This window comes from Pseudonocardia sediminis (assembly GCF_004217185.1).
Classification (GTDB): Bacteria; Actinomycetota; Actinomycetes; order Mycobacteriales; family Pseudonocardiaceae; genus Pseudonocardia; species Pseudonocardia sediminis.
In genome coordinates this window covers 1,598,843-1,622,954 of the sequence record NZ_SHKL01000001.1, presented here as the reverse complement: position 1 = coordinate 1,622,954, position 24,112 = coordinate 1,598,843, and the positions used below count along the sequence as shown (strand labels likewise).

The window sequence follows — 24,112 nt, the reverse complement described above, 5'->3', positions numbered from 1 at the left end:
AACCATCACGACGGGGTGACGGTCACGACGCGGAAGGAGTCTCTCGACGCTCCTTGATCTTTGCGGCCTTACCGCGCAGGTCACGGAGGTAGTAGAGCTTCGCGCGACGCACGTCGCCGCGGGTCGCGACCTCGATCTTGTCGATGTTGGGCGAGTGCACCGGGAAGGTGCGCTCGACGCCGACACCGAACGAGATCTTGCGGACGGTGAAGGTCTCCCGTGCGCCCTCGCCGTGACGACGGATCGCCACGCCCTGGAACACCTGGACACGTGAGCGGCTGCCCTCGATGACCTTCACGTGCACCTTGAGCGTGTCACCCGGCCGGAAGGCGGGGATGTCGGAGCGCAGCATCTGCGCGTCCAGTGCGTCCAGGGTGTTCATCGCGAAGGTCCGTCCTCGTGGTCGTACGTTGGTTCTCGTCGGTCGGTGCCGCGGCCGTGTGGGCCTCGCCCGCGAGAGGCGGGTGCGCCCACCGGCACGATCCCTGTCGAAGGGACGACGCACCGGGCGCTGGCAACCCGTCCATAGTGCCAGACACGCCCGGCCGCCCGGACACCCGGTGGGGTCGGGCGCGGTTCACCCCTCCGGTCACCCCCAGGTCACCCCTCGGGGCCGCCCGGGTCCACCGCGGCGCCCAGACCGTCGAGAAGGGCCCGGTCGGCGCGGTCCAGGGCGTCCGCGGGCAGCGCCTCGAGCAGGTCCGGGCGACGCCGGTGCGTGCGCTCCAGGGACCGGTCGCGGCGCCAGCGGTCGATCAGGGCGTGGTTGCCGCTGCGCAGGACGTCGGGCACCGCGAGACCGCGCCAGACCTCCGGACGGGTGTAGGCGGGCCCCTCCAGGAGCCCGTCGGAGAACGAGTCCTCGGCCGCCGAGCGCGGGTTGCCGAGCACCCCGGGCAGCAGCCGGACCACCGCCTCGACGATGGCCAGCACCGCCACCTCACCGCCGACGAGCACGTAGTCGCCGATGCTGACCTCGTCGACGGTGACGCGGCGTGCGGCGTCGTCGAGCACCCGCTGGTCGATCCCCTCGTACCGGCCGCAGGCGAACACCAGGCGCTCCTCGGCCGAGAACTCCCGGGCCAGCGCTTGGGTGAACGGCCGCCCGGCCGGCGTCGGCACGACCAGCCGCGCGGGCGGTCCGGCGAGCACGTCGTCGAGCGCGTCGCCCCACACCTGCGGGCGCATGACCATCCCGGGCCCGCCGCCGTAGGGCGAGTCGTCGACGGCCTGGTGCACGTCGTGGGTCCAGGCCCGCAGGTCGTGCACGGTCAGCTCGAGCAGACCGCGGGAGATCGCCCGGCCCAGCAGGGCCTCGCGCAGCGGCGCGAGATAGGAGGGGAAGATGCTCACCACGTCGATCCGCACGCGCCGGATCGTCGCAGAGCCCCCGCGGACCGCCCCCGCCGCGCCCGGGAGCCCGTCCGACAGCCCCGCCCGGCAGACCTGTCCGACGGCCCTGCCCGTGCATCGTTCCGAGAGGAGCCCCGGCCATGCCCCCGGAGTGGTACTCCGCGCTCTGGTCCACCCCCCGGCAGTGGGAGCTGGCGCTCCCCGTGGTGCTCGCCCTCGTCCTGACCACGGTCATCGGCCTGGAACGCGAGGCCGGCGCGAAGAGCGCGGGTCTGCGCACCCACACCCTGGTCGGCGTCGGGTCCGCGGTGTTCGTGCTGATCTCGAAGTACGGCTTCGCCGACCTGCTCGGGCAGGAGAACATCGCGCTGGACCCGTCCCGGGTCGCGGCCCAGATCGTCTCCGGCATCGGTTTCCTCGGCGCCGGGCTGATCTTCGTCCGGCAGGACGCCGTGCGCGGCCTGACGACGGCGGCGACGATCTGGCTCGCCGCGGCCGTCGGCAGCGCGTGCGGGGCGGGGCTCCCCCTCCTCGCCGTGGTGGCGACCGCCGGGCACTTCGTGGTCACCCGGGGCCTGCAGCCGCTGGCCCGGGCGACCCGCCGACGTCGCCGGGAACCGCCGATGCTGCGGCTGCGCTACACCGACGGTCTCGGCATCCTGCGCACCGTGCTGGAGCGCTGCACCGGGGCCGGTTTCGCCGTCGCGCAGGTGTCGGTGGAGCGCGAGACGTTCACCGACGACGGCGTCCGCGTCGCCGCGCTGACGCTGCTGCTCCAGGGCCGCGGCGACCTGGCGGGCCTGGCCGGCGAGCTCGCCGAGCTCGACGGCGTCCGCTCCGCCTCCACGGGCGACGACGGACCTCGCGACGACGAGGAGCTGTAGCCCCGATCCCCCGCCGGGTCAGCCGCTGGCGCTGCCCCGGCCCAGCTCGGTCACCGCGGTGCGCATGCCGTCCAGGGTGACGCCGTGGCAGGCGAGGATCTCCTGTGCCGTGGTGGCGGGCCAGAGCAGTCCGAGCAGGACGTGCTCGGTGCCGATGTGGCGGTGCCCCAGCCGGACCGCCTCCCGCAGCGCCAGCTCCAGCGCCTTCTTGGCCGGCTTCTCGAACGGGACGTGGCCGGGCCGCCGGCGCCCGCGCGCGGCCCGGGTGCGGTCCAGCGCGCCGGGCCCGAACGACTCGTCGACGCGGCGGCGCACCTCCTCGAGGTCGATCCCGAGCGAGGCCAGGGCCGCGGCCCCGTCCGGCTCGGCCCGCCGCGCCAGATCGGCCTCGACGACGGACCGGTCGACCCCGGCCGCACGCAGCAGCGCCTCCCCCGGCGACCCCGGCGTGCGGACGAGCCCCACCAGCATGTTCTCGGTGCGGATCTCGTTCTGACGGCGCTCGCGCGCGTCCTCCTGCGCGAGCACGACGACCCGTCGTGCCGGACCGGTGAACCTCTCGAACACGTGCGTCTCCCCTCTCAGAACCCGAACCGGCGGTACTTCTTGTGCACCGCCTGCCGGCTGACGTGCAGTGCCTCGGCGATCTGCTGCCAGGACCACCCCTGGTCCCGCGCGTTGCCGACCTGCAGCTCTTCCAGCGACTCCAGCAGCCCCCGCAGGGACGACACGGCCGCCAGGCCGACGGCCGGGTCCTTGCTCGACGCCGCCGCGGCCACCGCTGTCGCATCACTCATGACCGTCAACATAGGTTGACAGCGAGTCCTTGTCAACCGAGGTTGACGACGAGAACACGAAAAAGCCCGGCACACGCCGTGTGCCGGGCTCGGGGGCAGGGATCACTCCTCGGGGTCGAGCAACCCCTCGGGCGGGTCGAGCACGATGCGCCCGCCGCCCAGGTCGACGGTGGGCACGATGGCCGTCACGAACGGCACCATCGCCTCCGGGCCGTCCGGGCGCTGCAGGACCAGCAGCTCGCCGCCGGGGCCGTGCACGACCTCCCGGACCGTGCCGACGACCGTCCCGTCGGTGAGCTCGGCCCGCAGGCCCTCCAGCTGGTGGGCGTGGAACTCGTCCGGGTCCGCCGGGGCGTCGAGCGCGGAGGTGGGCAGCAGCAGCTGCGCACCCCGCAGCGCCTCGGCGCCGTCGCGGTCCTCGACGCCGTCGAAACGGACGAGCAGCCGGCCGGAGTGCGGGCGCGCGGTCGCGACCGTCAGCGGCGCCGAACGGGCCCCGCCGGAGCGGCGCACGGTCAGTACGGTGCCGGGGGCGAAACGCTCGTCCGGGGCATCGGTGTGCAGGTCGACCACGGCCTCGCCGCGCAGACCGTGCACACGCACGACGACGCCGACCAGGACCATGTCCCGGTCGGCGTCGGTACGTCGTGTCTCGATGACCGATCCGCCTAGCGGTCGGTGTCGACGACGTCGACCCGGACCCCGCGGCCGCCCACGCCACCGATGACGTTGCGCAGCGCGGTGGCCGTACGACCACCCCGGCCGATCACCTTGCCGAGGTCGTCGGGGTGCACCCGGACCTCGAGGATCCGGCCACGTCGTCCGGTCACCATGTCCACCTTGACCTCGTCAGGGTGGTCCACGATGCCCCGCACGAGGTGCTCGAGGGCGTCCGCGAGCAGGGTCACGACTCGGTGGCGGGTGCGTCGGCGTCCTTGGTCGCGTCGACGACGTCGTCGGCCTTGGTGGCCGCCTCGGCCGGGGCCTCGTCGGCGGTCGCGCCGACGCGCGCCTTCGGCTCGGACTTCTTCTTCGGCGTGGTGGCGGCCGTGCTCGGCTCGTCGTTGGCCTCGGCCAGCGCCTGCTGGAAGCGGGCCAGCTTGTCGACCTTCTCCGGCTGCGGCTTCAGGGTGCCCTCGGTGCCGGGCAGGCCCTTGAACTTCTGCCAGTCACCGGTGACCTCGAGCAGGTTCTGCACCGTCTCGGTCGGCAGGGCGCCGACGCCGAGCCAGTACTGCGCACGGTCCGAGTCGATCTCGATGAGGCTCGGCTCGTTCTTCGGGTGGTACTTGCCGATGGTCTCGATCGCCCGGCCGTTGCGCCGGGTGCGCGAGTCGGCGACGACGACGCGGTAGTAGGGCTGGCGGATCTTGCCCAGACGCATCAGCTTGATCTTGACGGCCACGCTGTGGGTGCTCCTCGCGAAAGTATGTGTCGTGCTGCGATGAGCCAGCCGGCGCTCGCGTGGGGTTACGGGCCTGCTGTCTCTTTCGGCTTGGTCACGGTTGGTAGAGGGCCGACCGCGGACCTGAACGGCCATTCTGCCAGATGCTCTCCCGCACGCCACGCCCTCCCCGGACGGCGGGAGGGGCGGCTAGACCTCGACGACCCCGACCAACATCAGCGCGAGCGCCAGGCCGGGCAGGAAGTTGTTCATCTGGTGCGCCAGCACGCTCGCGCCGAGCCGTCCGGTCAGCATCCGGGCCAGACCCAGCGGCAGCGCCACCACGAACAGCAGCGGCGTACGCGTGAGCTCGAAGTGCGCGAACGCGAACAGCAGCGTCGTGACCAGGTAGATGACGACCGGCCGGTTCGGGATGTGCTTGGCGACCGCGCCCCAGAGCAGGCCGCGGTACATGATCTCCTCGCAGAACGGCGCGACGACGACGACCACGAACATCACCAGCAGCGCCATCGGCCACGACGTGCGCACCCCGGCGAAGATGTCGCCGACCGCCGTCGTCGCCCCCTCCGGGCCGACGATCGCGGCGTAGACCAGTGCCGCGGGCACCGTCAGCAGCAGCCCCAGGAACCCGATGACCAGCCCGATCCCGACGTCGTCCCAGGACCAGCGCAGGCCCAGGTCCAGCGCCGGGCCGTTGCCCCGCCACCACGTGAGCACCACCGCGGTGATCGCGGCCAGCACCGTCGGCACGACCAGCGCGACCAGGATCCCGTTGATCGAGCCCGACGTGGGCACCAGGTAGCCGACCAGCAGCGACACCCCGAGGAAGACGGCCTCGACGACGACGAACGCCCCGATCCCCCACCGGTGCGGCGGGGGCGGGGGCGCCGGTCGCAGGGAGAACAGCCCCGGGCGGCGCGGCGGCGGCCCGGGCGGGCCCGGGTACGGGCCGTTCCACGGCTGCGCGGGTCCCGCCGGTGGCACCGGCCACCCGGCGACGGGGGCGGGCGCGGGCCCGGCGGATCCGTGCGGCTCGTCCGGCACCGGCCCGGCGCCGTGCGGCGCGGGCGGTCCGGTGGTCACGAGCTCCCCACCGGCACCCGGCGCCCGCGCACCAGCACCAGCGAGGGGTGACGCAGCGACTCCAGGTCCGTGCGCGGGTCGTCGCGGTAGACGACCAGGTCGGCGGGCGCGCCGGTCTCCAGGCCGGGACGTCCCAGCCAGGTCCGGGCCGACCAGCTCGCCGCGCCGAGGGGATCCGGGTGCCCGGCGTCGCGCAGGGCCACGATCTCGTCCACGATCCGGCCGTGCCGGATGCCGCCGCCGGCGTCGGTGCCCGCGTAGATCGGGATCCCGGCCTCGGCGGCGCGCCGGACGACGTCGGCGGCCCCTGCGTGCAGCGCGCGCATGTGCGCGGCGTAGTCCGGGTACTTCGACGCGCCGTCGGCGATCGACGGGAACGTCTCGACGTTGATCAGGGTCGGGACCAGCGCGGTGCCGCGGGCGGCCATCTCCGAGATCAGGTCGTCGGACAGCCCGGTGCCGTGCTCGATGCAGTCGATCCCGGCCCCGACCAGCCCGTGCAGCGCGTCGGTGCCGAACACGTGCGCGGTGACCCGCGCCCCCACCTCGTGCGCGGCGGAGATCGCCTCGGCGAGGACGTCGTCGGGCCAGAGCGGGGCGAGGTCGCCGACGCCGCGGTCGATCCAGTCCCCGACCAGCTTCACCCAGCCGTCACCGGCCGCGGCCTGGCGGCGCACCTCGTCGACGAGGAGCTTCGGGTCGTCGAGCTCGACGGCCAGGCCCGGGATGTAGCGCTTCGGACGGGCCACGTGCCGGGCCGCCCGGATGATCTCCGGCAGGTCCTCGCGGGCCTGCAGCGCCGAGGTGTCGACCGGGGATCCGCAGTCGCGGATGAGCAGCGTGCCGGCGTCGCGGTCGGTGCGGGCCTGGCGCTCGCACTCGTCGAGGTCGGTGACCGGGCCGTCCGGGCCGAGCCCGACGTGGCAGTGCGCGTCGACCAGGCCCGGCAGGACGAACCCGCCGCTGCCGAGGTCGTCGGCGCCGGGCAGCGGGCCGTCGCTGAACCGGCCGTCGCCGTCGATCCACAGCTCGGTGTCCTCGCCCGAGGGCAGGACCGTGGCCCGCAGCCGCCATCCGGTGACCGGCAGGTCGCCCATCAGGGCTTCTTCTTGCCGAAGTTCAGCTTCGACGGGTCGAAGCCGGACGGCAGCTGGTCGAGCGATCCGAGACCCGGCGGCAGCTCCTGCAGGGTCTTCGGCATGTTCGACAGGTCGGGCATGCCCGCGGCGCGCGACGGCGTCGGGCCGCCTTTGCGGCCCTTCTTCGCCTGACGGGCCTTGCGCGCGTTCTTCGGGATCTTCTTGGTGGCGCTGCGGCCACCCCCGCCGAAACCGAACTGCCCGGCCATCTGCTTCATCATCTTGCGGGCGTCGAAGAACCGGTTGACCAGGTCGTTGACGTCGGAGACGGTCACGCCGGAACCGTTCGCGATGCGCTGCCGCCGCGACGAGTTGATGATCTTCGGGTCGTCGCGCTCGGCCGGGGTCATGCCGCGGATGATCGCCTGCAGCTTGTCGATCTGCTTGTCGTCGACCTGGGACAGCGCGTCCTTCATCTGCCCCGAGTTGGCGCCGGGCAGCATCCCGAGGATGTTGCCGATCGGGCCCATCTTGCGGATCGCGAGCATCTGCTGGAGGAAGTCCTCCAGGGTCAGCTCGCCGGAGCCCATCTTGGCCGCGGTGGCGGCGGACTGCTCGGCGTCGAAGTGCTGCTCGGCCTGCTCGATCAGCGTGAGCAGGTCGCCCATGCCCAGGATCCGCGACGACATGCGGTCCGGGTGGAAGACGTCGAAGTCCTCGAGCTTCTCGCCGTTGGAGGCGAACAGGATCGGCTGCCCGGTGACCTCGCGGACGCTCAGCGCCGCACCACCGCGGGCGTCGCCGTCGAGCTTGGTGAGCACGACGCCGGTGAAGCCGACGCCGTCGCGGAACGCCTCGGCCGTGGCGACCGCGTCCTGACCGATCATCGCGTCGACGACGAAGAGCACCTCGTCGGGCTGCACGGCCTCGCGGATGTCGGACGCCTGGCGCATCAGCTCCTCGTCGACGCCCAGGCGGCCCGCGGTGTCGACGACGACGACGTCGTAGAGCTTGTCCTTCGCGTGCGCGATGCCCTCGCGGGCCACGCGCACCGGGTCGCCGGGACCCTCGGGCAGCTCACCGGAGCCGGTCGCGCCGGGGTGCGGGGCGAACGTCGGCACGTTCGCGCGCTCGCCGACGATCTGGAGCTGGTTCACCGCGTTCGGGCGCTGCAGGTCGCAGGCCACGAGCAGCGGGGTGTGGCCCTGGCTCTTGAGCCAGCGGCCGAGCTTGCCGGCCAGCGTCGTCTTACCGGAGCCCTGCAGACCGGCCAGCATGATGACCGTCGGCGGTTCCTTGGCGAAGACCAGGCGCCGGGTCTCGCCGCCGAGGATCCCGACGAGCTCCTCGTTGACGATCTTGACGACCTGCTGGGCCGGGTTCAGCGCGCCGGACACCTCCGCGCCCTTCGCCCGCTCCTTGATGCGGTTGATGAAGGCACGCACCACCGGCAGCGCGACGTCCGCCTCCAGCAGGGCGATGCGGATCTCGCGCGCGGTGGCATCGATGTCGGCGTCGGAGAGCCGGCCCTTGCCGCGCAGGTCGCGGAGTGTGGAACCGAGCCGCTCGGAGAGGGAGTCGAACACCCTGAACAGCCTACTTGGCCATCCGCAGACCGCGATGGGCGCAGGACCGATCCAGTACCCACGCGCTCGCCCAGCCCGGCGGGGGGCCGTCGGTGCGCAGGCGTATCGCCACGTCACCGGCCCGGGCGGCGTGCCCGGCGAAGGCGCGTCCGCGCACCACACGGCCCCGGACGTGCTGTCCGGCCAGCGCCTCGGACGGCTCGGCGTGCACCCACACCAGGTGTGCCGCGCGGCCGCCGAGACGGGCGAGGAGCCGGATCGCGGACCGGATCCCCGCGGTCGTCGACGGCAGGTGGACCACGACGGTCTCCGGCCCGGTCAGGGCGGCGAGCACCACGGCCAGGCGGTGCAGCAGGTGCACCGCCCAGCGGTAGAGCGGGTACGGCGTCCCGGCCGGGAGCCGGCGCACGATGCGGGCCCGGGTGTGCTCGGAGTCGAGCACCACCGTCGACGGGTCCGGGGGCAGCGTCGCCAGCAGCGTCGACTTGCCCGCGCCCGGCAGCCCGGCCACCAGGACCAGCGAACGGCCGGGGACGTGCAGCAGCACCGGGGGCGCGCAAGCCTGGGTCATGTGGTCGACAACGCCCTGGATGACCGAAAGGTTCCGATCATGTACTCACAGTGCGTCGGTGCCACGCTCCCCGGTGCGGACGCGGACGACGTTCTCCACCGGGACGACCCAGACCTTGCCGTCGCCGATCTTGCCGGTGTGCGCGGCGTCGACCACGGCCTGCACGACGCGGTCGACGACCTCGTCGTCCACGACGACCTCGACCCGCACCTTCGGCACGAAGTCGACCGAGTACTCCGCACCGCGGTAGACCTCGGTGTGGCCTTTCTGCCGGCCGTAGCCCTGGACCTCGGACACGGTCAGCCCGAGCACGCCGATGCGCTCGAGCGTGTCCTTGACGTCGCCCAGCACGAACGGCTTGACGATCGCGGTCACCAGCTTCATCGGGACTCCTCCTCGCGTGCGTGGGGGCGGGCCGGGCGCTGCTGCCCGGTGAGACCGGGGCTGCGCCCGGACGTCCGCATGGTCGTGAACTCGTACGCCGACTCCGCGTGCTCGGCCTCGTCGATGCCGGCGGACTCGTCGTCGGCGTGCGCCCGGAAGCCGATCGTCTTCCGGATCACCCAGGCCAGTACGGCGCTGAGCGCGAACGCCCAGACCATCGCGACGACGACGGCCAGCGCCTGCTTGCCGAGCTGGGAGACGCCGCCACCGTAGAGCAACCCGTCGGCTCCGTCGGCGTTCACCGAGGTGGTGGCGAAGAACCCGAGCGCCAGCATGCCGATCACACCGCCGATGCCGTGGATCGCGACGACGTCGAGCGAGTCGTCGTAGCCGAGCCGGTACTTCAGGCGGATCGCCAGCTGGCAGATCAGACCGGCCAGCACGCCGATCACCAGCGCGCCCCAGGTGTCGACGTAGCCGCAGGCCGGGGTGATGCCGACCAGCCCGGCGATCGCGGCGGACGCCCCGCCGAGGCTCGTCGGGCGGCCGTCGAGGCGGTGCTCGAGGACCAGCCAGGCCATCACCGACGCCGCGGCGGCGGTCATCGTGGTGACGAACGCGTTCGCCGCGGTCGCCCCGGCGGCCAGTGCGGAGCCGGCGTTGAAGCCGAACCAGCCGAACCACAGCAGCCCGGCACCGAGCAGCACGGCCGGGAGGTTGTGCGGACGGGTCGGCTCCGGCCAGCCGCGGCGGCGGCCCAGCACCAGGGCCAGCGCCAGGGCCGACGCGCCGGAGTTGATCTCGACGGCGGTGCCGCCCGCGAAGTCCAGGGCGCCCAGGGTGTTGGCCAGCCATCCGCCGTTCGGCGAGACGGCGTCGTCGAAGGCGAAGATCCAGTGCGCGAGCGGGATGTAGACGACGACGGTCCAGGCCGCCACGAACAGCGTCCACGGCCAGAACCGGGCCCGGTCGGCGATCGCGCCGGAGACCAGCGCCCCGGTGATCACCGCGAACATCAGCTGGAACATCGCGAACGCCTGCACCGGGACGCCGTTGACCATGGCCCCGGTCTGGGTGAGCCCGACGAACTCGAACCCGCCGATCAGCCCGGCGTGCGAGTCGCCGAACGCGAGCGAGAAGCCGAAGACGACCCAGATCAGCCCGATCACGCCGAGGCTGACCAGGCTCATCATCATCATGTTGAGCACGCTCTTGGCCTGGACCATGCCGCCGTAGAAGAACGCCAGCCCCGGCGTCATCAGCATGACCATCGCCGCGCAGCCCAGCACGTACGCGGTGTTCCCGGCGTCCATCCGACTCCCTCCACGCCCACCCGAGTCGCCGGTGTTGCACGCCGCACCGGCAGCGGGATGATCGTCCGCCGTTGTTACGCCGGTGCTACCGGATGTTTCGGGAACGTGAACGACGGCCGGTGAGGTGTGTCCGGGTGATGTCGGCCATGTGGCCCAGCGCCGCCGCGGGCGAGGTCAGGCCGCCGGGTCCTCGCCCCCGCGGACGGCGGTGACGGCGAGCAGGTCCGCCTCGATCCTGCGACGGTCGCCCGGATCGGGTGTACCGGCGACGCCGAACGCGTCCACCACCGAGGCACCCAGCGTCTCCACCCGGGCCCAGCGCAGGTCGACCCCGCAGCGCTCCAGCGCGGCCGTGACGTGGTGCAGCAGGCCGATCCGGTCGGTCGCGCGCAGCTCCAGCACGACGGCGCCGGTGGCCTCGTCGTCGAACCAGAGCACGCGCGGCGGCGCGGTCCGTTCCACGACCGGGCTCGACGGCGCGTAGTCGCGCTCCTTGCGGGCCAGTGCCTCGCCGAGGGTGAGCGACCCGGCCAGCACCCGCACCAGGTCGGCGCGCACCAGCGCCGGGTCGGGCAGGCCGCCGAACCGCGGGGCGACGGCGAACGTCTCCACCACCGCGCTACCGCCGTCCGAGATCGCGACGGTGGACGTCTCGGCCGTGTGCACCTGCAGCGAGTGCAGGGCCAGCACCCCCGCCGCGGCCGACAGCGCGCCCCGGTCGTCGGGCAGCACGAGCGTCACGGTGGCCACGTCGCCGTCGGCGACGAAGCGGACCTGCGGGCCTCCCCCGCCCTCCATCGCCGCGACGAGCTCCGCCGACGACGGGTCCGGCGGCCCCGGCTCGACGAACGGCGCGCCGGTCAGGGCGCTGCGGCAGCGACCCGCGAGGTTCTGGATCAGGGTGCGCCGCCACGGGCTCCACACCCCGGGCCCGGTGCCCAGCGAGTCCGCCTCGGCCAGTGCGTCGAGCAGGTCGACCAGCAGGGCCGACCCGTCGAGCGTCTCGATCACCCGTGACACCGTCGCCGGGTCGTCGAGGTCGCGGCGGGTCGCGGTGTGCGGGAGGAGCAGGTGGTGGCGCACCATCGCACCGAGGACGTCGATGTCGGACTCGCGCAGCCCCAGCCGGGTGCCGATCTGGCGGACCAGGGACTCGCCGACCTCGGAGTGGTCCCCGCCGCGGCCCTTGCCGATGTCGTGCAACAGCGCGCCGATCAGCAGCAGGTCCGGCCGGGCGACCCGGGTGGTCAGCCGCGCCGCCTGCGCACACACCTCCACCAGATGCCGGTCGACGGTCCAGACGTGGCTGCGGTCGCGCGGGGGCAGGTCGCGGACCGCGCCCCACTCCGGGAACAGCCGTCCCCACAGGCCGGTCCGGTCCAGGGACTCGATCACCTCGACCATCCCCTGCCCGGTGCCCAGCAGGCTCAGCAGCTCGCCGAGCGCGGCCCGCGGCCACGGCGTGCGCAGCTCGGGGGCGGTGTCGGCCAGGCGGTGCAGGGTGCCGGCGGCGATCGGCAGGCCGGTGCGCGCCGCCGTCGCCGCGACCCGGAGCACCAGCGCCGGGTCCTTGGCCGCGGACGCGTCGCGGGCCAGCGTCACCTCGCCCGCGTGCTCGACGACGCCGGAGTCCAGCGGCCGTCGCACCGGCGCCCGCCGCAGTGCCGCGAGCCCCCGGCGCGGCAGTGCGTTGCGGGCCTGGCGCAGCCCGACCTCGGTCGCGAAGGCGACGGCCCGCGCACCTCCCGACAGGGTGCGGGCCAGGTCGAAGCGGTCTCCGAGGTCCATCGTCCCGGCGATCTCGTCGGCGTCCTGGGCACGCAGCACGTCCCGGGCGCGTCCGGAGAGCCGGTGCAGCTCGGTGCGGACGTCGAGCAGCAGCGTCCGTGCCTGCGTCACCTCGGCCGACGGGCGGTCGACCAGCTGCGCGGTGGCCAGCGCCTCGATCAGCTGGACGTCGCGCAGCCCGCCGTGCCCGTTCTTCAGGTCCGGCTCGATCCGGTGCGCGACGTCGCCGTTGCGCTTCCAGCGCTCGGTCGTGATGCCGGAGACCTCGTCGAACCGGCTGCGGATGCCGGCCCGCCACGCCTGCCGGACGGCGGTGCGGACCTTGTCCGAGAGCACCGTGTCGCCGGCGATGTGGCGGATCTCGAGCAGCCCGAACGCCGCCTTGAGGTCGGTCGTGGCGATCTGCACGGCCTGCCCGGGCGTGCGGACCGAGTGGTCGAGGCCGATCCCGGAGTCCCAGAGCGGGTACCAGAGCTGGTCGGCGAGCTTCTCGACGCCGGAGCGCCCGTCGTGCAGCAGCACCAGGTCCAGGTCCGAGAACGGGCAGAGCTCCCGGCGGCCCAGCGCCCCGACCGCGACCAGCGCGACGCCGTCGCCGATGCCGATCGACGCGCACCGCGACGCGAGCCAGAAGTCGTGCAGGTCCACCAGCGCCGCGCGCAGCGCCTCCGGACCGTGGTGGTGGCGACCGCCGTTCGACTCCAGCAGCACCGACTTGGCCTTCACGAGATCCGCCGCCTCGCCCGACCCCAGCACCGTCATTCCCCGACCAGCTCTCTCCGTGACGTGACCCCGTGACCCGGCCCGGGGTCGGAAGGCGAGCCGGGCCCGTCGCATCCGGTGGGGGTGCGACGGGCCCGGCTTCGATCATGTACTTCAGATGGCGTCGGTGCCCCGTTCGCCGGTCCGCACGCGGACCACCGTCTCGACCGGGCTCACCCAGACCTTGCCGTCACCGATCTTGCCGGTACGCGCGGCCTCGACGACCGCGTCGACGACCTTGTCCAGCAGGGCGTCGTCCACGACGACCTCGACCCGCACCTTCGGCACGAAGTCGACCGAGTACTCCGCACCGCGGTAGACCTCGGTGTGGCCCTTCTGCCGGCCGTAGCCCTGGACCTCGCTGATCGTCAGGCCGAGCACGCCGATCTGCTCGAGCGCACCCTTCACGTCCTCCAGGACGAACGGCTTCACGATCGCCGTAACGAGCTTCATCTCGCTCAGCCCTCCTTGCTGGTGGTGGCGGTGACCTGCGGCTCACGGTCGGTGCCGCCGGGGGTGACGATCGGGCGGTGGCTGCCCAGACCGCCACCGACCCGCAGGGTGGAGAAGTCGTACGCGCTCTCCGCGTGCTCCGACTCGTCCATGCCGCCGACCTCGGCCTCGTCGGTGGCCCGCAGGCCGAAGGTCGCCTTGACGAGGTAGGCGATGACGATGCTGAGCACGAAGCTGTAGATCAGCACCGCGAAGCCGCCGACCGCCTGGCGCCAGAGCTGGTCGAAGCCTCCGCCGTAGAACAGGCCGTTCACGCCGCCCGGGGTGGAGTCGGTGGCGAACAGGCCGACCAGCAGGGTGCCGATCATGCCGCCGACGAGGTGGACGCCGACGACGTCGAGCGAGTCGTCGAAGCCGAGGCGGAACTTCAGGCCCACGGCCAGGGCGCAGACGACACCGGCGATGGCGCCGACCGCGATCGCGCCGACCGGCGAGACCGAGGAACAGGACGGGGTGATCGCGACCAGACCGGCCACCACACCGGACGCGGCGCCCAGGGAGGTCGGCTTGCCGTCACGGAAGCGCTCCGTGAGCAGCCAGCCGAGCATGCCCGCCGAGGTGGCGACCAGGGTGTTGACGAACGTGATGCCCGCGACGCCGTCCGCGGCGACGGCCGAACCGGCGTTGAAGCCGAACCAGCCGAACCACAGCAGGCCGGAGCCGAGCATGACCAGCGTCAGGTTGTGCGGACGCATGGGCTCGCGCGGCCAGCCGCGGCGCTTGCCGAGGACCAGGCAGAGCGCGAGTGCCGCCGCACCGGAGTTGATGTGCACCGCCGTGCCGCCCGCGAAGTCGATCGCGGCCAGGTTGTTGGCGATCCAGCCGCCGGTCTCGGCGGTGACCCCGTCGAAGGAGAACACCCAGTGCGCGACCGGGAAGTAGACGACGGTGGCCCAGATGCCGGCGAAGGCCAGCCACGGGCCGAAGCGCAGGCGGTCCGCCGCCGCACCCGAGATCAGGGCGACGGTGATGATGGCGAACATCGCCTGGAACGCGGCGAAGACCGTGGCCGGGATCGTGTTGACCAGCGGGATGCTCACCGCCTCTCCGGCGTCACCCTCGAGGTACTGGCCGCCGAACAGGCCGGACAGGCCGAGGTGCTCGAACGGGTTGCCCAGCAGGCCGAGGCCCACGTCGTTGCCGAAGGCCATCGAGTAGCCGAAGAGCACCCACAGCACGCCGATCAGCCCGAGGGCCGACATCGACATCATCATCATGTTCAGGACGCTCTTGCTGCGGGTCATACCCCCGTAGAAGAACGCCAGACCTGGGGTCATCAGCAGCACCAGCGCTGCGCTGGCGAGCATCCAAGCGGTATCGCCGGTGTCCGGGACTCCCACTGCAACTCCCTCCCTCTCGACGCCGCGGATGGTCGCGGCAGCTGAGAGAATCCTGGGAGCGGTGTATTTCGGACAGCGACCGTCCCCGTTGCGGGGACGTGAACGAGGCGCCGTCCGGCGTTACATCGGAGTTACCCGAACGGACAAGTGCGCTCGGTCACCGGACGGACACCGCCCGTTCGTGAGCACGGTCACGAACGGGCGGTGACGGCGGCTAGTCCAGCAGGGCGTCGACGAACGCCTTCGGCTCGAACGGCGCGAGGTCGTCCGGGCCCTCGCCGAGGCCGACGAGCTTCACCGGCACCCCGAGCTCGCGCTGCACCCGGAACACGATGCCGCCCTTGGCGGTGCCGTCGAGCTTCGTCAGCGCGATCCCGGTGACCTTGACGACGTCGCCGAACACCCGGGCCTGGGTCAGACCGTTCTGCCCGGTGGTGGCGTCCAGGACGAGCAGCACCTCGTCCACGGCGGCCTGCTTCTCCACGACGCGCTTGACCTTGCCGAGCTCGTCCATCAGGCCGGTCTTGGTGTGCAGACGGCCCGCGGTGTCGAGCAGCACGGCGTCGACGCCCTCCGCGGTGCCGCGCTTGACGGCGTCGAACGCGACCGCGGCCGGGTCGGAGCCCTCCGGCCCGCGGACGACCGACGCCCCGGAGCGCTCGCCCCAGGTGACGAGCTGCTCGGCCGCGGCGGCACGGAACGTGTCGGCCGCGCCGAGGGTGACCTTGTGGCCCCCGCCGACGAGCACGCGCGCGAGCTTGCCGGTGGTCGTCGTCTTTCCGGTGCCGTTCACGCCGACGACCAGCACCACGGCCGGGCGGCCGTCGTGCGGCAGCACCCGGACCGAGCGGTCCTGGTTGGTGTCGAGCGCCTCGGTGAGCACGTCGTGCAGGACCGCGCGGGCGGCCTCGGACGTACGCACGGCACGGGCGGCGAGCTGCTCGCGCAGCTTGTCGGTGATCTCCTGGGTCATCTCCGGGCCGAGGTCGGCCTGCAGGAGCGTCGCCTCGACGTCCTCCCACGACTCCTCGTCCATCTGCCCGGCACCGAGCAGGCCGAGCAGGCTCTGCCCGAGACCCGAGCGCGAACGCGACAGCCGTCCGCGCAGGCGGTTGAGCCGCCCGTCGGCCGAGGGGATGTCCTCCTCCGGGACCGCGGGGGCCGGCGGGGCGGTGTCCGCGGGGACCGGGGTGGCCGGCGCGGCCGGGGCCGGGACGACCTCGGTCGGAGTGTCCACCGGAGCCGTGTCCGCGGGCGTGGTGTCCGCCGGAGCGGTCTCCGCGGGGGCCGGGGTCTCGCGGGTGACGGGCTCGGCCGGTGCGCTCGGGGCGGTCGCGGTCCGGGTGTCGATCTGCCGGGTGACCGGGTCCTTGCTGGCCTCCTCGGTGTCGATCACCCGGCTGTCCGGGAGCGCCGGGGTGCCGCGCGGCGGGGTCGGAGCGTCGACGATCGAGATGCCCGACGGCGGGGTACGGGCCTCGGTGGCGCCGTCCGGGATCGACATGCCGCGCGGCGGGGTGCGCACGTCGTCGGCGGTGTCGGTGGTGGTGGGCTCGCCCGTGACCGGGTCGGCCGTGCCGGGCGCAGTGGTCACCGTGCCCGTCGTGCCGGCGCCTGCTGTGCCGGCGTCCGTGGTGCCGGCGTCTGTGGTGCCGGCGTCTGTGGCGGGGGCCGGGAGCTCGGTGGTGCGGCCCTCGGGGGCATCGGTGTCGGTGGTGCGGGGGGTGTCGGTGGTGCGCTCGCGCTCCGGCGCGGTGGCGGCACTTCCGGCAGCGACGGCGCCACCCGCGACCGCGGCACCGGCGGCTCCGGCCACGGCGGCGCCCTTGCCCGAGCCGCCGTCCTTCGGGGTCGTGTCCCTGGCGGGCGCGTCCTTCGCCGGCGTGTCCTTCGGCGTCACCGGTGTCGGCCGCTCGGGGGCGGTCGCCGTCCCGGAGGCGAAGTTGAACCCTCCCCCGGCCTGGTAGGTGCCGCCCTTGGGCGGGGCTTTCTCGCCGGTCTCGAGCGCCTGCTCGTCGCGCTCGCGCAGGCTGATCCGGCGACGCCGGCCGATCACCAGCCCGAGAAGGACGGCGATCAGCAACACCGCGACGACGACCGCGACGACGATCCAGAGGGTCTGGGTACTCACCCGGCCACCCTGCCACGACCCGGCGACACCGGTCTCGCCGCCACGCGCGCACCGGCCGTGACCGGCCGTCCCGCTCCCGTCGCGCCTGCGCCGCCGCGGCGGGACGGGTCAGGACGCGGGCCGCAACCGCTGGGAGATGACCGTGGTGATGCCGTCACCGCGCATGGACACGCCGTAGAGCGCGTCCGCGACCTCCATCGTCGGCTTCTGGTGGGTGATGACGATGAGCTGGCTGGCCTCGCGCAGCTCCTCCATCAGGCTGATCAGCCGCCGCAGGTTGACGTCGTCGAGGGCGGCCTCGATCTCGTCGAGCACGTAGAACGGCGACGGCCGGGCCCGGAAGATGGCCACCAGCAGCGCCATCGCGGTCAGTGAGCGCTCCCCGCCGGAGAGCAGCGACAGGCGCTTGACCTTCTTCCCCGGGGGCCGCGCCTCCACCTCGATGCCGGTGGTGAGCATGTCGTCGGGGTCGGTGAGCACGAGCCGTCCCTCGCCGCCGGGGAACAGCGTGGAGAACACGGTCTCGAACTCCCGCGCCACGTCCCAGTAGGCGGTGGTGAACACCTCGAGGATCTTGTCGTCGACCTCGCGGACGACGGTGAGCAGGTCACGACGGGTGTTCTTGAGGTCCTCGAGCTGGGTGGAGAGGAACTTGTAGCGCTCCTCCTGGGCGGCGAACTCCTCCAGCGCGAGCGGGTTCACCTTCCCCAGCAGCGACATGTCCTTCTCCGCGCGGCGCACCCGTCGTTCCTGGCCGGCGCGGTCGTAGGGCATCGGCGGCGGCGCGGTGACGTCCTCGCCGCGCTCGCGCGCCGCCTCGTACTCGGCGGTCTCGGCGTCCGACGGCGGCACCGGCACGTCGGGCCCGTACTCGGCGATGAGGTCGTCGACGCCGATGCCGTGGTCGGCCAGGACCTTCTCGGTGAGCTGCTCCAGGCGCATCCGGGACTGGGCGCGGGCGACCTCGTCGCGGTGCACGGAGTCGGTGAGCTTCTCCATCAGCGCGGTCAGGCGGGTGACGGTCTCGCGGGACTCGGTGTAGGCGCGCTCCCGCTCGGCGCGGGCGGCCTGCACGGCGTCGCGCTCGGACGCGGCGCGGGCCAGGGACTCCTCGATCCGCTCCGACGCCGTCGTCCCCGCCTCGACGACGAGCGTCGCGACCTCGGCGCCGCGTTCGCGCTCGGCGCGGGCGGCGGCGTGCCGGGCACGGGCCTGACGCTCGGCGCTCGCTTGGCGGCGCAGCGCGTCGGCCCGCCCGGTGATCGCCCGGGCACGCTCCTCCGCGGTGCGCAGCGCCAGCCGGCACTCGACCTCCTCGGACCGGACGCGGTCGACGTGCTCGGCGGCGACGTCGCGCAGCTCGGTGTCCGGCTCGTCGTCGGTGGGGACGTCCTCGGCCAGCGAGAGCTGGTGCTCGGCGGCCTCGAGGGCGAGCAGCGAGTCCGACCGCCGGGACTCGACGGCGTCGCGGCGCTGCTGCAGGCGCGCCGCCTCGGCACGGGCGGAGGCGACGACCTGTTCGAGCCGCCCCAGCTGCGCCCCGGCCGCGGCGCGGCGGCGGTCGGCCTCGGTCGCGGCGGCGCGGGCGGCCTCGAGGTCGACGGCGCGGGCCTTCTCCCCGTCGCGGGCGCCCTCCAGCGCGGGCCCGAGCCGGGCCAGCTCGTCGTCGACTCCGGAGCGCGCGGCGATCGCGTCGTCCACCGAGGCCTGCAGCTCCAGTGCCCCGGACGCCGAGCCGGACCCGCCGTGCGCCCGGTGCGCGCCGAGGACGTCGCCGTCGGTGGTGACGGCGGTCAGCTCGGGACGCTGCGTGACCACCCGGGCCGCGTCGTCGAGCGAGCCGACGACGACGACGTCGCGCAGCAACGCGGTGAGCGCCCCGGCCAGCGGCGCCGCCGCCGTGACCGTCGTCGACGCCCAGCGACCGGCCGGCGGTTCACCGGGCGGCAGCCCGACCGAACCGCCACCGGCTCGACCACCGGACGCGGACGCGTGGGTGCCCGGCTCGGCGCCCCCTCCGCCATCCGGGCCGGTCGTGCCGTCGCCGGCCCCGACCAGGAGCGCGGCCCGGCCGGCGTCGCGTTCGCGCAGAGACCGCAGTGCCTGTGCCGCACCTGCCGTCGACCCGACCGCGACCCCGTCGGCCACCGCGCCGAGCACGGCCGCGATCGCGGCGCGGGCGTCCGGCTCCACGGTGACCAGCTCGGCCACGGCCCCGAGGACGTGCTCGCCGGCGTCGTCGAGCAGGGCGCCGGAGCCGTCCTTGCGCACCAGCCCGGCCTGCAGTGCGTCGACCCGGGCCCGCCAGTGCGCGCGCCGCTGCTCGGCGTCGCGCTCCTGACCTGCCAGCTCGGCGACCCGTTCCCGTGCGGTGCGGTGCGCGTTCGCGGCCTGCTCCACGCGCTCGGCGAGGTCGTCCGAGCCGCCGTCACCGTCGGCCGGGCCCTCGACGCCCAGCTGCTCACGGGTGTTCTCCAGCTCGGCGACGGCCTCCTCGGTCCGGATCCCGGCCTCGGCGAGGGCCTCCGAGAGCCGCTCGATCTCCTCGGCGGTCGCCGCGGCGCCGCTGCGCAATGCGTCGGCCTTGCCGGCGAGGGTCGCGATCCCGGCCTTGCGGTCGGCGATCGCGCGCACCGCGGCCATGTGCTCGCGCTCGGCGGCGGCGAGCGTGCGCTCCCGCTCGGCCTTCTCCGCGACGGCCTCCTCCAGCCGCACCCGCGCCTGCGAGACCCCTTCGACGAGCTCGGCCTCCTGCTCGGCGACGGCGTCGGCCTCGGCGTCGGTCTCGTCCGGGTCGCGGCCCGGGGTGCGGTCGGCGCCGGCCTCGGACAGGTGCCGGGCCCGCTCCTGGGCCAGGCGGACGGTGCCGCGCAGCCGCTCGGCCAGCGCGGAGAGCTGGTACCAGGTGTCCTGCGCCGCGGCCAGGCGCGGGGCGTCCGCGGCCAGGGCGCGCTCCAGCTCGTCCTGGCGCTCCCGGGCGGCGGTCAGCTGCTCCTCCACCTCGGCGCGGCGGCGGCGGGCGCCCTGCTCGTCGGCCTCCTCCTGCGCGATCGCGTCCCGCAACGTGACGAGGTCGTCGGCGGCCAGGCGCAGCCGCCCGTCGCGCAGGTCGGACTGCACGACCTGGGCCTTGCGGGCGATCTCGGCCTGGCGGCCCAGTGGCTTGAGCGCGCGCCGCAGCTCGGCGGTGAGGTCGGTCAGGCGTGTGAGGTTGGCCTGCATCGCGTCCAGCTTCCGCAGCGCCTTCTCCTTGCGCTTGCGGTGCTTGAGGACGCCCGCGGCCTCCTCGATGTAGGCGCGGCGGTCCTCCGGCTTCGAGGCGAGCACCGAGTCCAGCTGCCCCTGCCCGACCACGACGTGCATCTCCCGGCCGATGCCGGAGTCGGACAACAGCTCCTGGACGTCGAGCAGGCGGGCCCGGGAGCCGTTGATCTCGTACTCGCCGGCGCCGTCGCGGAACATCCGGCGCGTGATCGAGACCTCGGAGTAGTCGATCGGCAGAGCGCCGTCGGAGTTGTCGATGGTCAGCACGACCTCGGCGCGGCCCAGCGGCGCGCGCCCGGAGGTGCCGGCGAAGATGACGTCCTCCATCTTGCCGCCGCGCAGCGCCTTGGCGCCCTGCTCGCCGAGGACCCAGCTGATCGCGTCGACGACGTTGGACTTGCCCGACCCGTTCGGCCCGACGACGCACGTGATGCCCGGCTCCAGGCGCAGCGTGGTGGCCGAGGCGAAGGACTTGAAGCCCTTCATCGTGAGGCTCTTCAGGTGCACGGGCGGGGCTCTCCGGCAGATCGGTCCGCGGGGTGGGGGGTCAGGGGATGGACCAGGGTATCCGGCGGGCCGCGGCCTCCCCGCCCTGCCGCGCCGCAGCGCGATACCCGGCCGGCCGCCTGCACCGCGGGAGCCCGGGGCGGCCGGACCGGCGACGGTCACAGAACCCGGGGCGCCAGGATCCCGCGGCCGGCCCCGCTCAAGCCTCGACGAACCCGTGGAACGCGCCGGTGGCCTCGCCCCACTGGACGGCGACGTCGTCGACCCGGCCCGGGGTGCCGCCGCCGTTCAGGAGCTCCACCAGCCGGTCACAGGCCTGACGATCACCCTCCGCGATCACGGCGACACGGCCGTCGGACAGGTTCCGGGCCTGCCCGACCAACCCCAGCTCCAACGCCCGCGATCGCGTCCACCAGCGGAAACCCACACCTTGTACCGTCCCCTGGACCCACGCGTTGAGCCGAACGGTCGCATCATCGTTGCTACTCACAGTGCTGTTACGTTACCCGACCGTGACTCGACGACGAACGCCCCAGGTTCGTCCGGGAGCACGCACCGTGCTCACCGGAGTAGTAGTCGGCTCGACCCTCGCGCTGGCCGCACTGTTGTCCGCCCCTGCACTTCTCCCCGCGGGAGACGATCCCGCGACGGCCACCGCCGCCCTGGTCCCGGCCGCCGATTCCACCGCCGCCTCCCCCGGCGCGGCCTCGTCCCCCGGCGCGGCCTCCTTCCCCGGCACCGGCGTCCCGGGGGCGGGGACGACCGGCACCGGGCCGACCGGCATCGGCCCATCCGGCGCCCCGGCCGGCGGGGCCACGGAGGCCACCGCACCGGCGATCCCGCGCCCCGGCTCGGTCGGCCCGTTCGCTCCCGGCGCCCCCGCCTCCGACGCGCTGGCCGCCCTCGCGCTGGCCGTCGTCGAGGAACCGGCGGTGGAGCCCGTCGCGGCGGAGACGTCCGACACCGGCTCCCCGAACACGGGCTCCCCGGTCGCGGCCGAGGAGACCGACGAGGCCGCGCCCGCACCGTCCGGCCCGGAGGCGGAGGTCGTCGCGCTGACCAACGACCGTCGCGCCGACGCCGGGTGCGGCGCCCTGCGGATCGACCCGCGGATCACCGCCGCGGCCCAACGCCACAGCGAGGACATGGCCTCGGCCGGCTACTTCTCCCACGACAGCCGGGACGGCCGCTCGTTCGTCGACCGCCTCTCCGCGGCCGGCTACCCGTCTCCCGGCGCGGAGAACATCGCCCAGGGCCAGCCCGACGCCGCGTCGGTCGTGCAGGCCTGGATGGACTCCCCCGGCCACCGCAAGAACATCGAGGACTGCAGCCTGACCACGATCGGCATCGGCCTGGCCGGCGACGCCGACTACTGGACCCAGGACTTCGGCCGCTGACCCGGCTCGGTCCGCGCCATGATCAGCGTCCCGGCAGCGGATCGCGCCGGATGTGGTGCGTTCCGCTGCCGGCACGCCGATCTTGTAGGGCGGCGACGATCTGCCCGACGACCCGGTCCGGGCGATCGGTGATCTCCGCCCAGGTGAACCGGAGCAGCAACCACCCGGCGGCGATCAGAGCGTTGCCCTTGGCCCGGTCGGCGGTGAACCGGGCCGGGTCGACATGCCAGGCCCAGCCGTCCACCTCCACGGCGAGCCGCACCTCGGGGAACGCCAGGTCGATCGGCCGGCCGTCGAACCGGTGGCCGAGGACGAACCCGGTCACCCCGGCCCGTCTCAGTGCGGTGACCAGCCTGCGTTCCAGTGCCGAGTCCGCCCGATCGGCCGCCCCCACCAGCAACGTTCCCGCCCGCGCCGTACCGGGGCAGCCCAGCATCCGGCAGTAGGCCTGGTACAGGTCCGAGAAGCGGACCCGTCGCTGCTGCAGTGCCCGGTCGAGGACGGCGGCACCGTCCGGGACGGCGGCCGCGGTCTCGAGCACCGTGGCCGCGACGGCGCCGACGACGACCCCGTCCAGCCGTGCCCGGTCGACCGGCGCCAGATCGCGGCGCCGCACCCGCACCCCGGATCGCGAGCGGCGGGTGACCGTGCGCGGCACCGTCACCTCGACCGTCTCCGGTGCCCGCCCGACCAGGCCGAGCCAGAAGCCCGCGGCCAGGCCGGTGACCACCGACCACGGCCCGCACCACAGCCAGGCCGCCCGTACCCGGGCCCGGTCACCGAGCACGTGCCCGCCGGCCAGGAAGACACCGGGCAGCAGCTCCGTCCAGGCCCCGCTCGCGAGGCGCCGCCGGACCGTCGAGGCCGACATCCCGCAGGCGAGCGCCTGGCGGCGGTTGATCACCCCGTCCTGGTCGCGCAACACGTCATCGATCGACATTTGCGCAGCGTGACGGCCGGGGCGGAGCGCCGAGCCCGATCGGCCCGAACCGTTCGCACCCGCACCGTCAGCCCCGCTCCGTCAGCACCCGCACGGTGAGTGCCGAACCGTGAGTGCCGATCGCGATCTGCGGCCACGGCCCCTCATGATCGCGGTCGTGGCAGTGAAGCGCACCGGAAGCGACGCGTTCCGCTGCCATCACCGCGATCTTGAAGTCCGGGAGGGGCTCAGCCGTCGAAGCGGTAGCCCATCCCGGCCTCGGTGATCAGGTACTTGGGCCGCGACGGCGACGGCTCCAGCTTGCGGCGCAGTTGCGCCAGATAGACGCGCAGGTAGTTGGTCTCCGAGCCGTACGACGGGCCCCACACCTCGCGCAGGAGCTGGCGCTGCCCGACGAGCTTGCCGCGGTGGCGGACCAGCAGCTCGAGGATGCCCCACTCGGTCGGGGTCAGGTGCACCTCGGAACCGTCGGCCAGGGCCACGGTCTTGGCGGCCAGGTCGACGGTGAAGTCGGGCGTCGAGATCACCGCCTCGCCGTCGACGGAGGACACCGCGGCCCGTCGGACGGCGGCGCGCAGGCGGGCCAGCAGCTCGGCCATCCCGAACGGCTTGGTGACGTAGTCGTCGGCACCGGCGTCGAGCGCGCGGACCTTGTCGGTGGCGTCGGTGCGGGCCGACAGGACCAGGATCGGGACGGGTGTCCAGCCGCGCAGGCCCTCGATCACGTCGGTGCCGTCGAGGTCGGGCAGGCCTAGGTCGAGCACCACGACCTCCGGGTGCCCGTCGGCCGCCGTCCGCAGCGCCGATGCGCCGTCCGCGGCGACGAGCACGGTGTAGCCGTGTGCGGTCAGGTTGATCCGCAGGGCGCGCAGGATCTGCGGGTCGTCGTCGACGACGAGTACCCGCGTCCCGGCCCCGGCCGGCGTCCCGCTCATGAGCGCACCCCCGGCCGCACGACATCGGACCGCGCTGCGTCGCCCGGCCCCGGGGTAGCAGGCGCAGCGACGGCAGACCC

The 24,112-nt window shown here is 73.9% G+C and carries 23 protein-coding genes; 2 read left to right on the top strand and 21 right to left on the bottom strand.

Translation table 11 applies throughout. The annotated features are described in order from the left end of the window. Window positions 1-22: 22 nt before the first annotated feature. Both rplS and trmD read right to left on the bottom strand, forming a co-directional pair. The gene (gene rplS, locus EV383_RS07740) at window positions 23-382 is read right to left on the bottom strand and encodes a 50S ribosomal protein L19 (protein ID WP_130289272.1); all 360 of its coding nucleotides are present in this window, start codon (window positions 380-382) and stop codon (window positions 23-25) included. A 218-nt stretch (window positions 383-600) separates the two neighbouring features. Beyond that, window positions 601-1,368, bottom strand: coding sequence for a tRNA (guanosine(37)-N1)-methyltransferase TrmD (gene trmD / locus EV383_RS07735; RefSeq protein WP_130289271.1), 768 nt, complete (start codon window positions 1,366-1,368; stop codon window positions 601-603). A 125-nt stretch (window positions 1,369-1,493) separates the two neighbouring features. Here trmD and EV383_RS07730 point away from each other — a divergent pair, with 125 nt between their 5' ends. Beyond that, complete coding sequence (locus EV383_RS07730; protein ID WP_130289270.1) at window positions 1,494-2,237, top strand: MgtC/SapB family protein; 744 nt, start codon at window positions 1,494-1,496, stop codon at window positions 2,235-2,237. An 18-nt stretch (window positions 2,238-2,255) separates the two neighbouring features. On the opposite strand, the gene EV383_RS07725 is transcribed toward EV383_RS07730, so the two are convergent. The 17 genes from EV383_RS07725 to EV383_RS07645 all read right to left on the bottom strand — a co-directional run bounded on the left by EV383_RS07725 (window position 2,256) and on the right by EV383_RS07645 (window position 21,250). Further along, a complete protein-coding gene (locus EV383_RS07725) occupies window positions 2,256-2,804 on the bottom strand; it encodes a Clp protease N-terminal domain-containing protein (RefSeq protein WP_165438271.1) in 549 nt (182 codons plus the stop codon). 14 nt (window positions 2,805-2,818) lie between these two features. Continuing rightward, window positions 2,819-3,034 carry an AsnC family protein gene (locus tag EV383_RS07720; RefSeq protein WP_130289268.1) on the bottom strand — a complete coding sequence of 72 codons (216 nt, stop codon included), beginning with the start codon at window positions 3,032-3,034 and terminating at the stop codon, window positions 2,819-2,821. Window positions 3,035-3,136: 102 nt separating this feature from the next. After that, a complete protein-coding gene (gene rimM, locus EV383_RS07715) occupies window positions 3,137-3,658 on the bottom strand; it encodes a ribosome maturation factor RimM (RefSeq protein ID WP_130289267.1) in 522 nt (173 codons plus the stop codon). 44 nt (window positions 3,659-3,702) lie between these two features. Continuing rightward, entirely contained in the window at window positions 3,703-3,942 is a 240-nt protein-coding gene (locus EV383_RS07710) for an RNA-binding protein (RefSeq protein WP_130289266.1), read from the bottom strand. After that, on the bottom strand, window positions 3,939-4,439 hold the full coding sequence (rpsP, locus tag EV383_RS07705; protein ID WP_130289265.1) for a 30S ribosomal protein S16: 501 nt from the start codon (window positions 4,437-4,439) through the stop codon (window positions 3,939-3,941). The genes EV383_RS07710 and rpsP overlap by 4 nt, the downstream gene beginning before the upstream one ends. 189 nt (window positions 4,440-4,628) lie before the next feature. Next, on the bottom strand, window positions 4,629-5,522 hold the full coding sequence (locus EV383_RS07700) for a CPBP family intramembrane glutamic endopeptidase (protein WP_207223461.1): 894 nt from the start codon (window positions 5,520-5,522) through the stop codon (window positions 4,629-4,631). Further along, complete coding sequence (locus EV383_RS07695; protein ID WP_130289264.1) at window positions 5,519-6,619, bottom strand: amidohydrolase family protein; 1,101 nt, start codon at window positions 6,617-6,619, stop codon at window positions 5,519-5,521. The genes EV383_RS07700 and EV383_RS07695 overlap by 4 nt, the downstream gene beginning before the upstream one ends. Continuing rightward, window positions 6,619-8,187: a signal recognition particle protein gene (gene ffh, locus EV383_RS07690; protein WP_130289263.1), complete on the bottom strand. Its 1,569-nt coding sequence runs from the start codon at window positions 8,185-8,187 to the stop codon at window positions 6,619-6,621. The genes EV383_RS07695 and ffh overlap by 1 nt, the downstream gene beginning before the upstream one ends. 10 nt (window positions 8,188-8,197) lie before the next feature. Further along, window positions 8,198-8,758, bottom strand: coding sequence for a P-loop nucleotide/nucleoside kinase family protein (locus tag EV383_RS07685; protein ID WP_130289262.1), 561 nt, complete (start codon window positions 8,756-8,758; stop codon window positions 8,198-8,200). A gap of 45 nt (window positions 8,759-8,803) precedes the next feature. Continuing rightward, window positions 8,804-9,142 carry a P-II family nitrogen regulator gene (locus EV383_RS07680; protein ID WP_130289261.1) on the bottom strand — a complete coding sequence of 113 codons (339 nt, stop codon included), beginning with the start codon at window positions 9,140-9,142 and terminating at the stop codon, window positions 8,804-8,806. Beyond that, window positions 9,139-10,455 (bottom strand): ammonium transporter, encoded by a 1,317-nt coding sequence (locus EV383_RS07675; protein WP_130289260.1) that lies wholly within the window; start codon window positions 10,453-10,455, stop codon window positions 9,139-9,141. Before EV383_RS07675 ends, EV383_RS07680 begins: the two co-directional genes overlap by 4 nt. Before the next feature lie 174 nt (window positions 10,456-10,629). Continuing rightward, on the bottom strand, window positions 10,630-13,005 hold the full coding sequence (locus tag EV383_RS07670) for a [protein-PII] uridylyltransferase (RefSeq protein ID WP_130289259.1): 2,376 nt from the start codon (window positions 13,003-13,005) through the stop codon (window positions 10,630-10,632). 114 nt (window positions 13,006-13,119) lie between these two features. Continuing rightward, window positions 13,120-13,458, bottom strand: coding sequence for a P-II family nitrogen regulator (locus tag EV383_RS07665; protein ID WP_130289258.1), 339 nt, complete (start codon window positions 13,456-13,458; stop codon window positions 13,120-13,122). Window positions 13,459-13,463: 5 nt separating this feature from the next. Further along, complete coding sequence (locus EV383_RS07660; protein WP_130289257.1) at window positions 13,464-14,825, bottom strand: ammonium transporter; 1,362 nt, start codon at window positions 14,823-14,825, stop codon at window positions 13,464-13,466. Window positions 14,826-15,072: 247 nt separating this feature from the next. After that, window positions 15,073-16,989: a signal recognition particle-docking protein FtsY gene (ftsY, locus tag EV383_RS07655; RefSeq protein ID WP_130289256.1), complete on the bottom strand. Its 1,917-nt coding sequence runs from the start codon at window positions 16,987-16,989 to the stop codon at window positions 15,073-15,075. Window positions 16,990-17,097: 108 nt separating this feature from the next. Beyond that, complete coding sequence (locus EV383_RS07650) at window positions 17,098-20,760, bottom strand: AAA family ATPase (protein WP_130289255.1); 3,663 nt, start codon at window positions 20,758-20,760, stop codon at window positions 17,098-17,100. Between the two features lie 199 nt (window positions 20,761-20,959). Further along, the gene (locus EV383_RS07645; RefSeq protein ID WP_130289254.1) at window positions 20,960-21,250 is read right to left on the bottom strand and encodes an acylphosphatase; all 291 of its coding nucleotides are present in this window, start codon (window positions 21,248-21,250) and stop codon (window positions 20,960-20,962) included. A gap of 67 nt (window positions 21,251-21,317) precedes the next feature. On the opposite strand from EV383_RS07645, the gene EV383_RS07640 reads away from it, so the two are divergent. After that, window positions 21,318-22,157, top strand: coding sequence for a CAP domain-containing protein (locus tag EV383_RS07640; protein ID WP_242622960.1), 840 nt, complete (start codon window positions 21,318-21,320; stop codon window positions 22,155-22,157). A 22-nt stretch (window positions 22,158-22,179) separates the two neighbouring features. Here EV383_RS07640 and EV383_RS07635 read toward each other — a convergent pair whose 3' ends face one another. Together EV383_RS07635 and EV383_RS07630 are read right to left on the bottom strand one after the other, a co-directional pair. After that, complete coding sequence (locus EV383_RS07635; protein ID WP_130289253.1) at window positions 22,180-23,097, bottom strand: type IV toxin-antitoxin system AbiEi family antitoxin domain-containing protein; 918 nt, start codon at window positions 23,095-23,097, stop codon at window positions 22,180-22,182. Between the two features lie 227 nt (window positions 23,098-23,324). Then, on the bottom strand, window positions 23,325-24,032 hold the full coding sequence (locus EV383_RS07630; RefSeq protein WP_130289252.1) for a response regulator: 708 nt from the start codon (window positions 24,030-24,032) through the stop codon (window positions 23,325-23,327). Between the last annotated feature and the right edge of the window lie 80 nt (window positions 24,033-24,112).

Excerpts from the sequence above, each read along its gene's own strand:
- rplS (WP_130289272.1), bottom strand. The coding sequence starts at position 382 with ATGAACACCCTGGACGCACTGGACGCGCAGATGCTGCGCTCCGACATC.
- EV383_RS07730 (WP_130289270.1), top strand. The coding sequence starts at position 1,494 with ATGCCCCCGGAGTGGTACTCCGCGCTCTGGTCCACCCCCCGGCAGTGG.
- EV383_RS07720 (WP_130289268.1), bottom strand. The coding sequence starts at position 3,034 with ATGAGTGATGCGACAGCGGTGGCCGCGGCGGCGTCGAGCAAGGACCCG.
- rimM (WP_130289267.1), bottom strand. The coding sequence starts at position 3,658 with ATGGTCCTGGTCGGCGTCGTCGTGCGTGTGCACGGTCTGCGCGGCGAG.
- EV383_RS07695 (WP_130289264.1), bottom strand. The coding sequence starts at position 6,619 with ATGGGCGACCTGCCGGTCACCGGATGGCGGCTGCGGGCCACGGTCCTG.
- EV383_RS07685 (WP_130289262.1), bottom strand. The coding sequence starts at position 8,758 with ATGACCCAGGCTTGCGCGCCCCCGGTGCTGCTGCACGTCCCCGGCCGT.
- EV383_RS07680 (WP_130289261.1), bottom strand. The coding sequence starts at position 9,142 with ATGAAGCTGGTGACCGCGATCGTCAAGCCGTTCGTGCTGGGCGACGTC.
- EV383_RS07675 (WP_130289260.1), bottom strand. The coding sequence starts at position 10,455 with ATGGACGCCGGGAACACCGCGTACGTGCTGGGCTGCGCGGCGATGGTC.
- EV383_RS07670 (WP_130289259.1), bottom strand. The coding sequence starts at position 13,005 with ATGACGGTGCTGGGGTCGGGCGAGGCGGCGGATCTCGTGAAGGCCAAG.
- EV383_RS07665 (WP_130289258.1), bottom strand. The coding sequence starts at position 13,458 with ATGAAGCTCGTTACGGCGATCGTGAAGCCGTTCGTCCTGGAGGACGTG.
- EV383_RS07660 (WP_130289257.1), bottom strand. The coding sequence starts at position 14,825 with ATGCTCGCCAGCGCAGCGCTGGTGCTGCTGATGACCCCAGGTCTGGCG.
- EV383_RS07635 (WP_130289253.1), bottom strand. The coding sequence starts at position 23,097 with ATGTCGATCGATGACGTGTTGCGCGACCAGGACGGGGTGATCAACCGC.
- EV383_RS07630 (WP_130289252.1), bottom strand. The coding sequence starts at position 24,032 with ATGAGCGGGACGCCGGCCGGGGCCGGGACGCGGGTACTCGTCGTCGAC.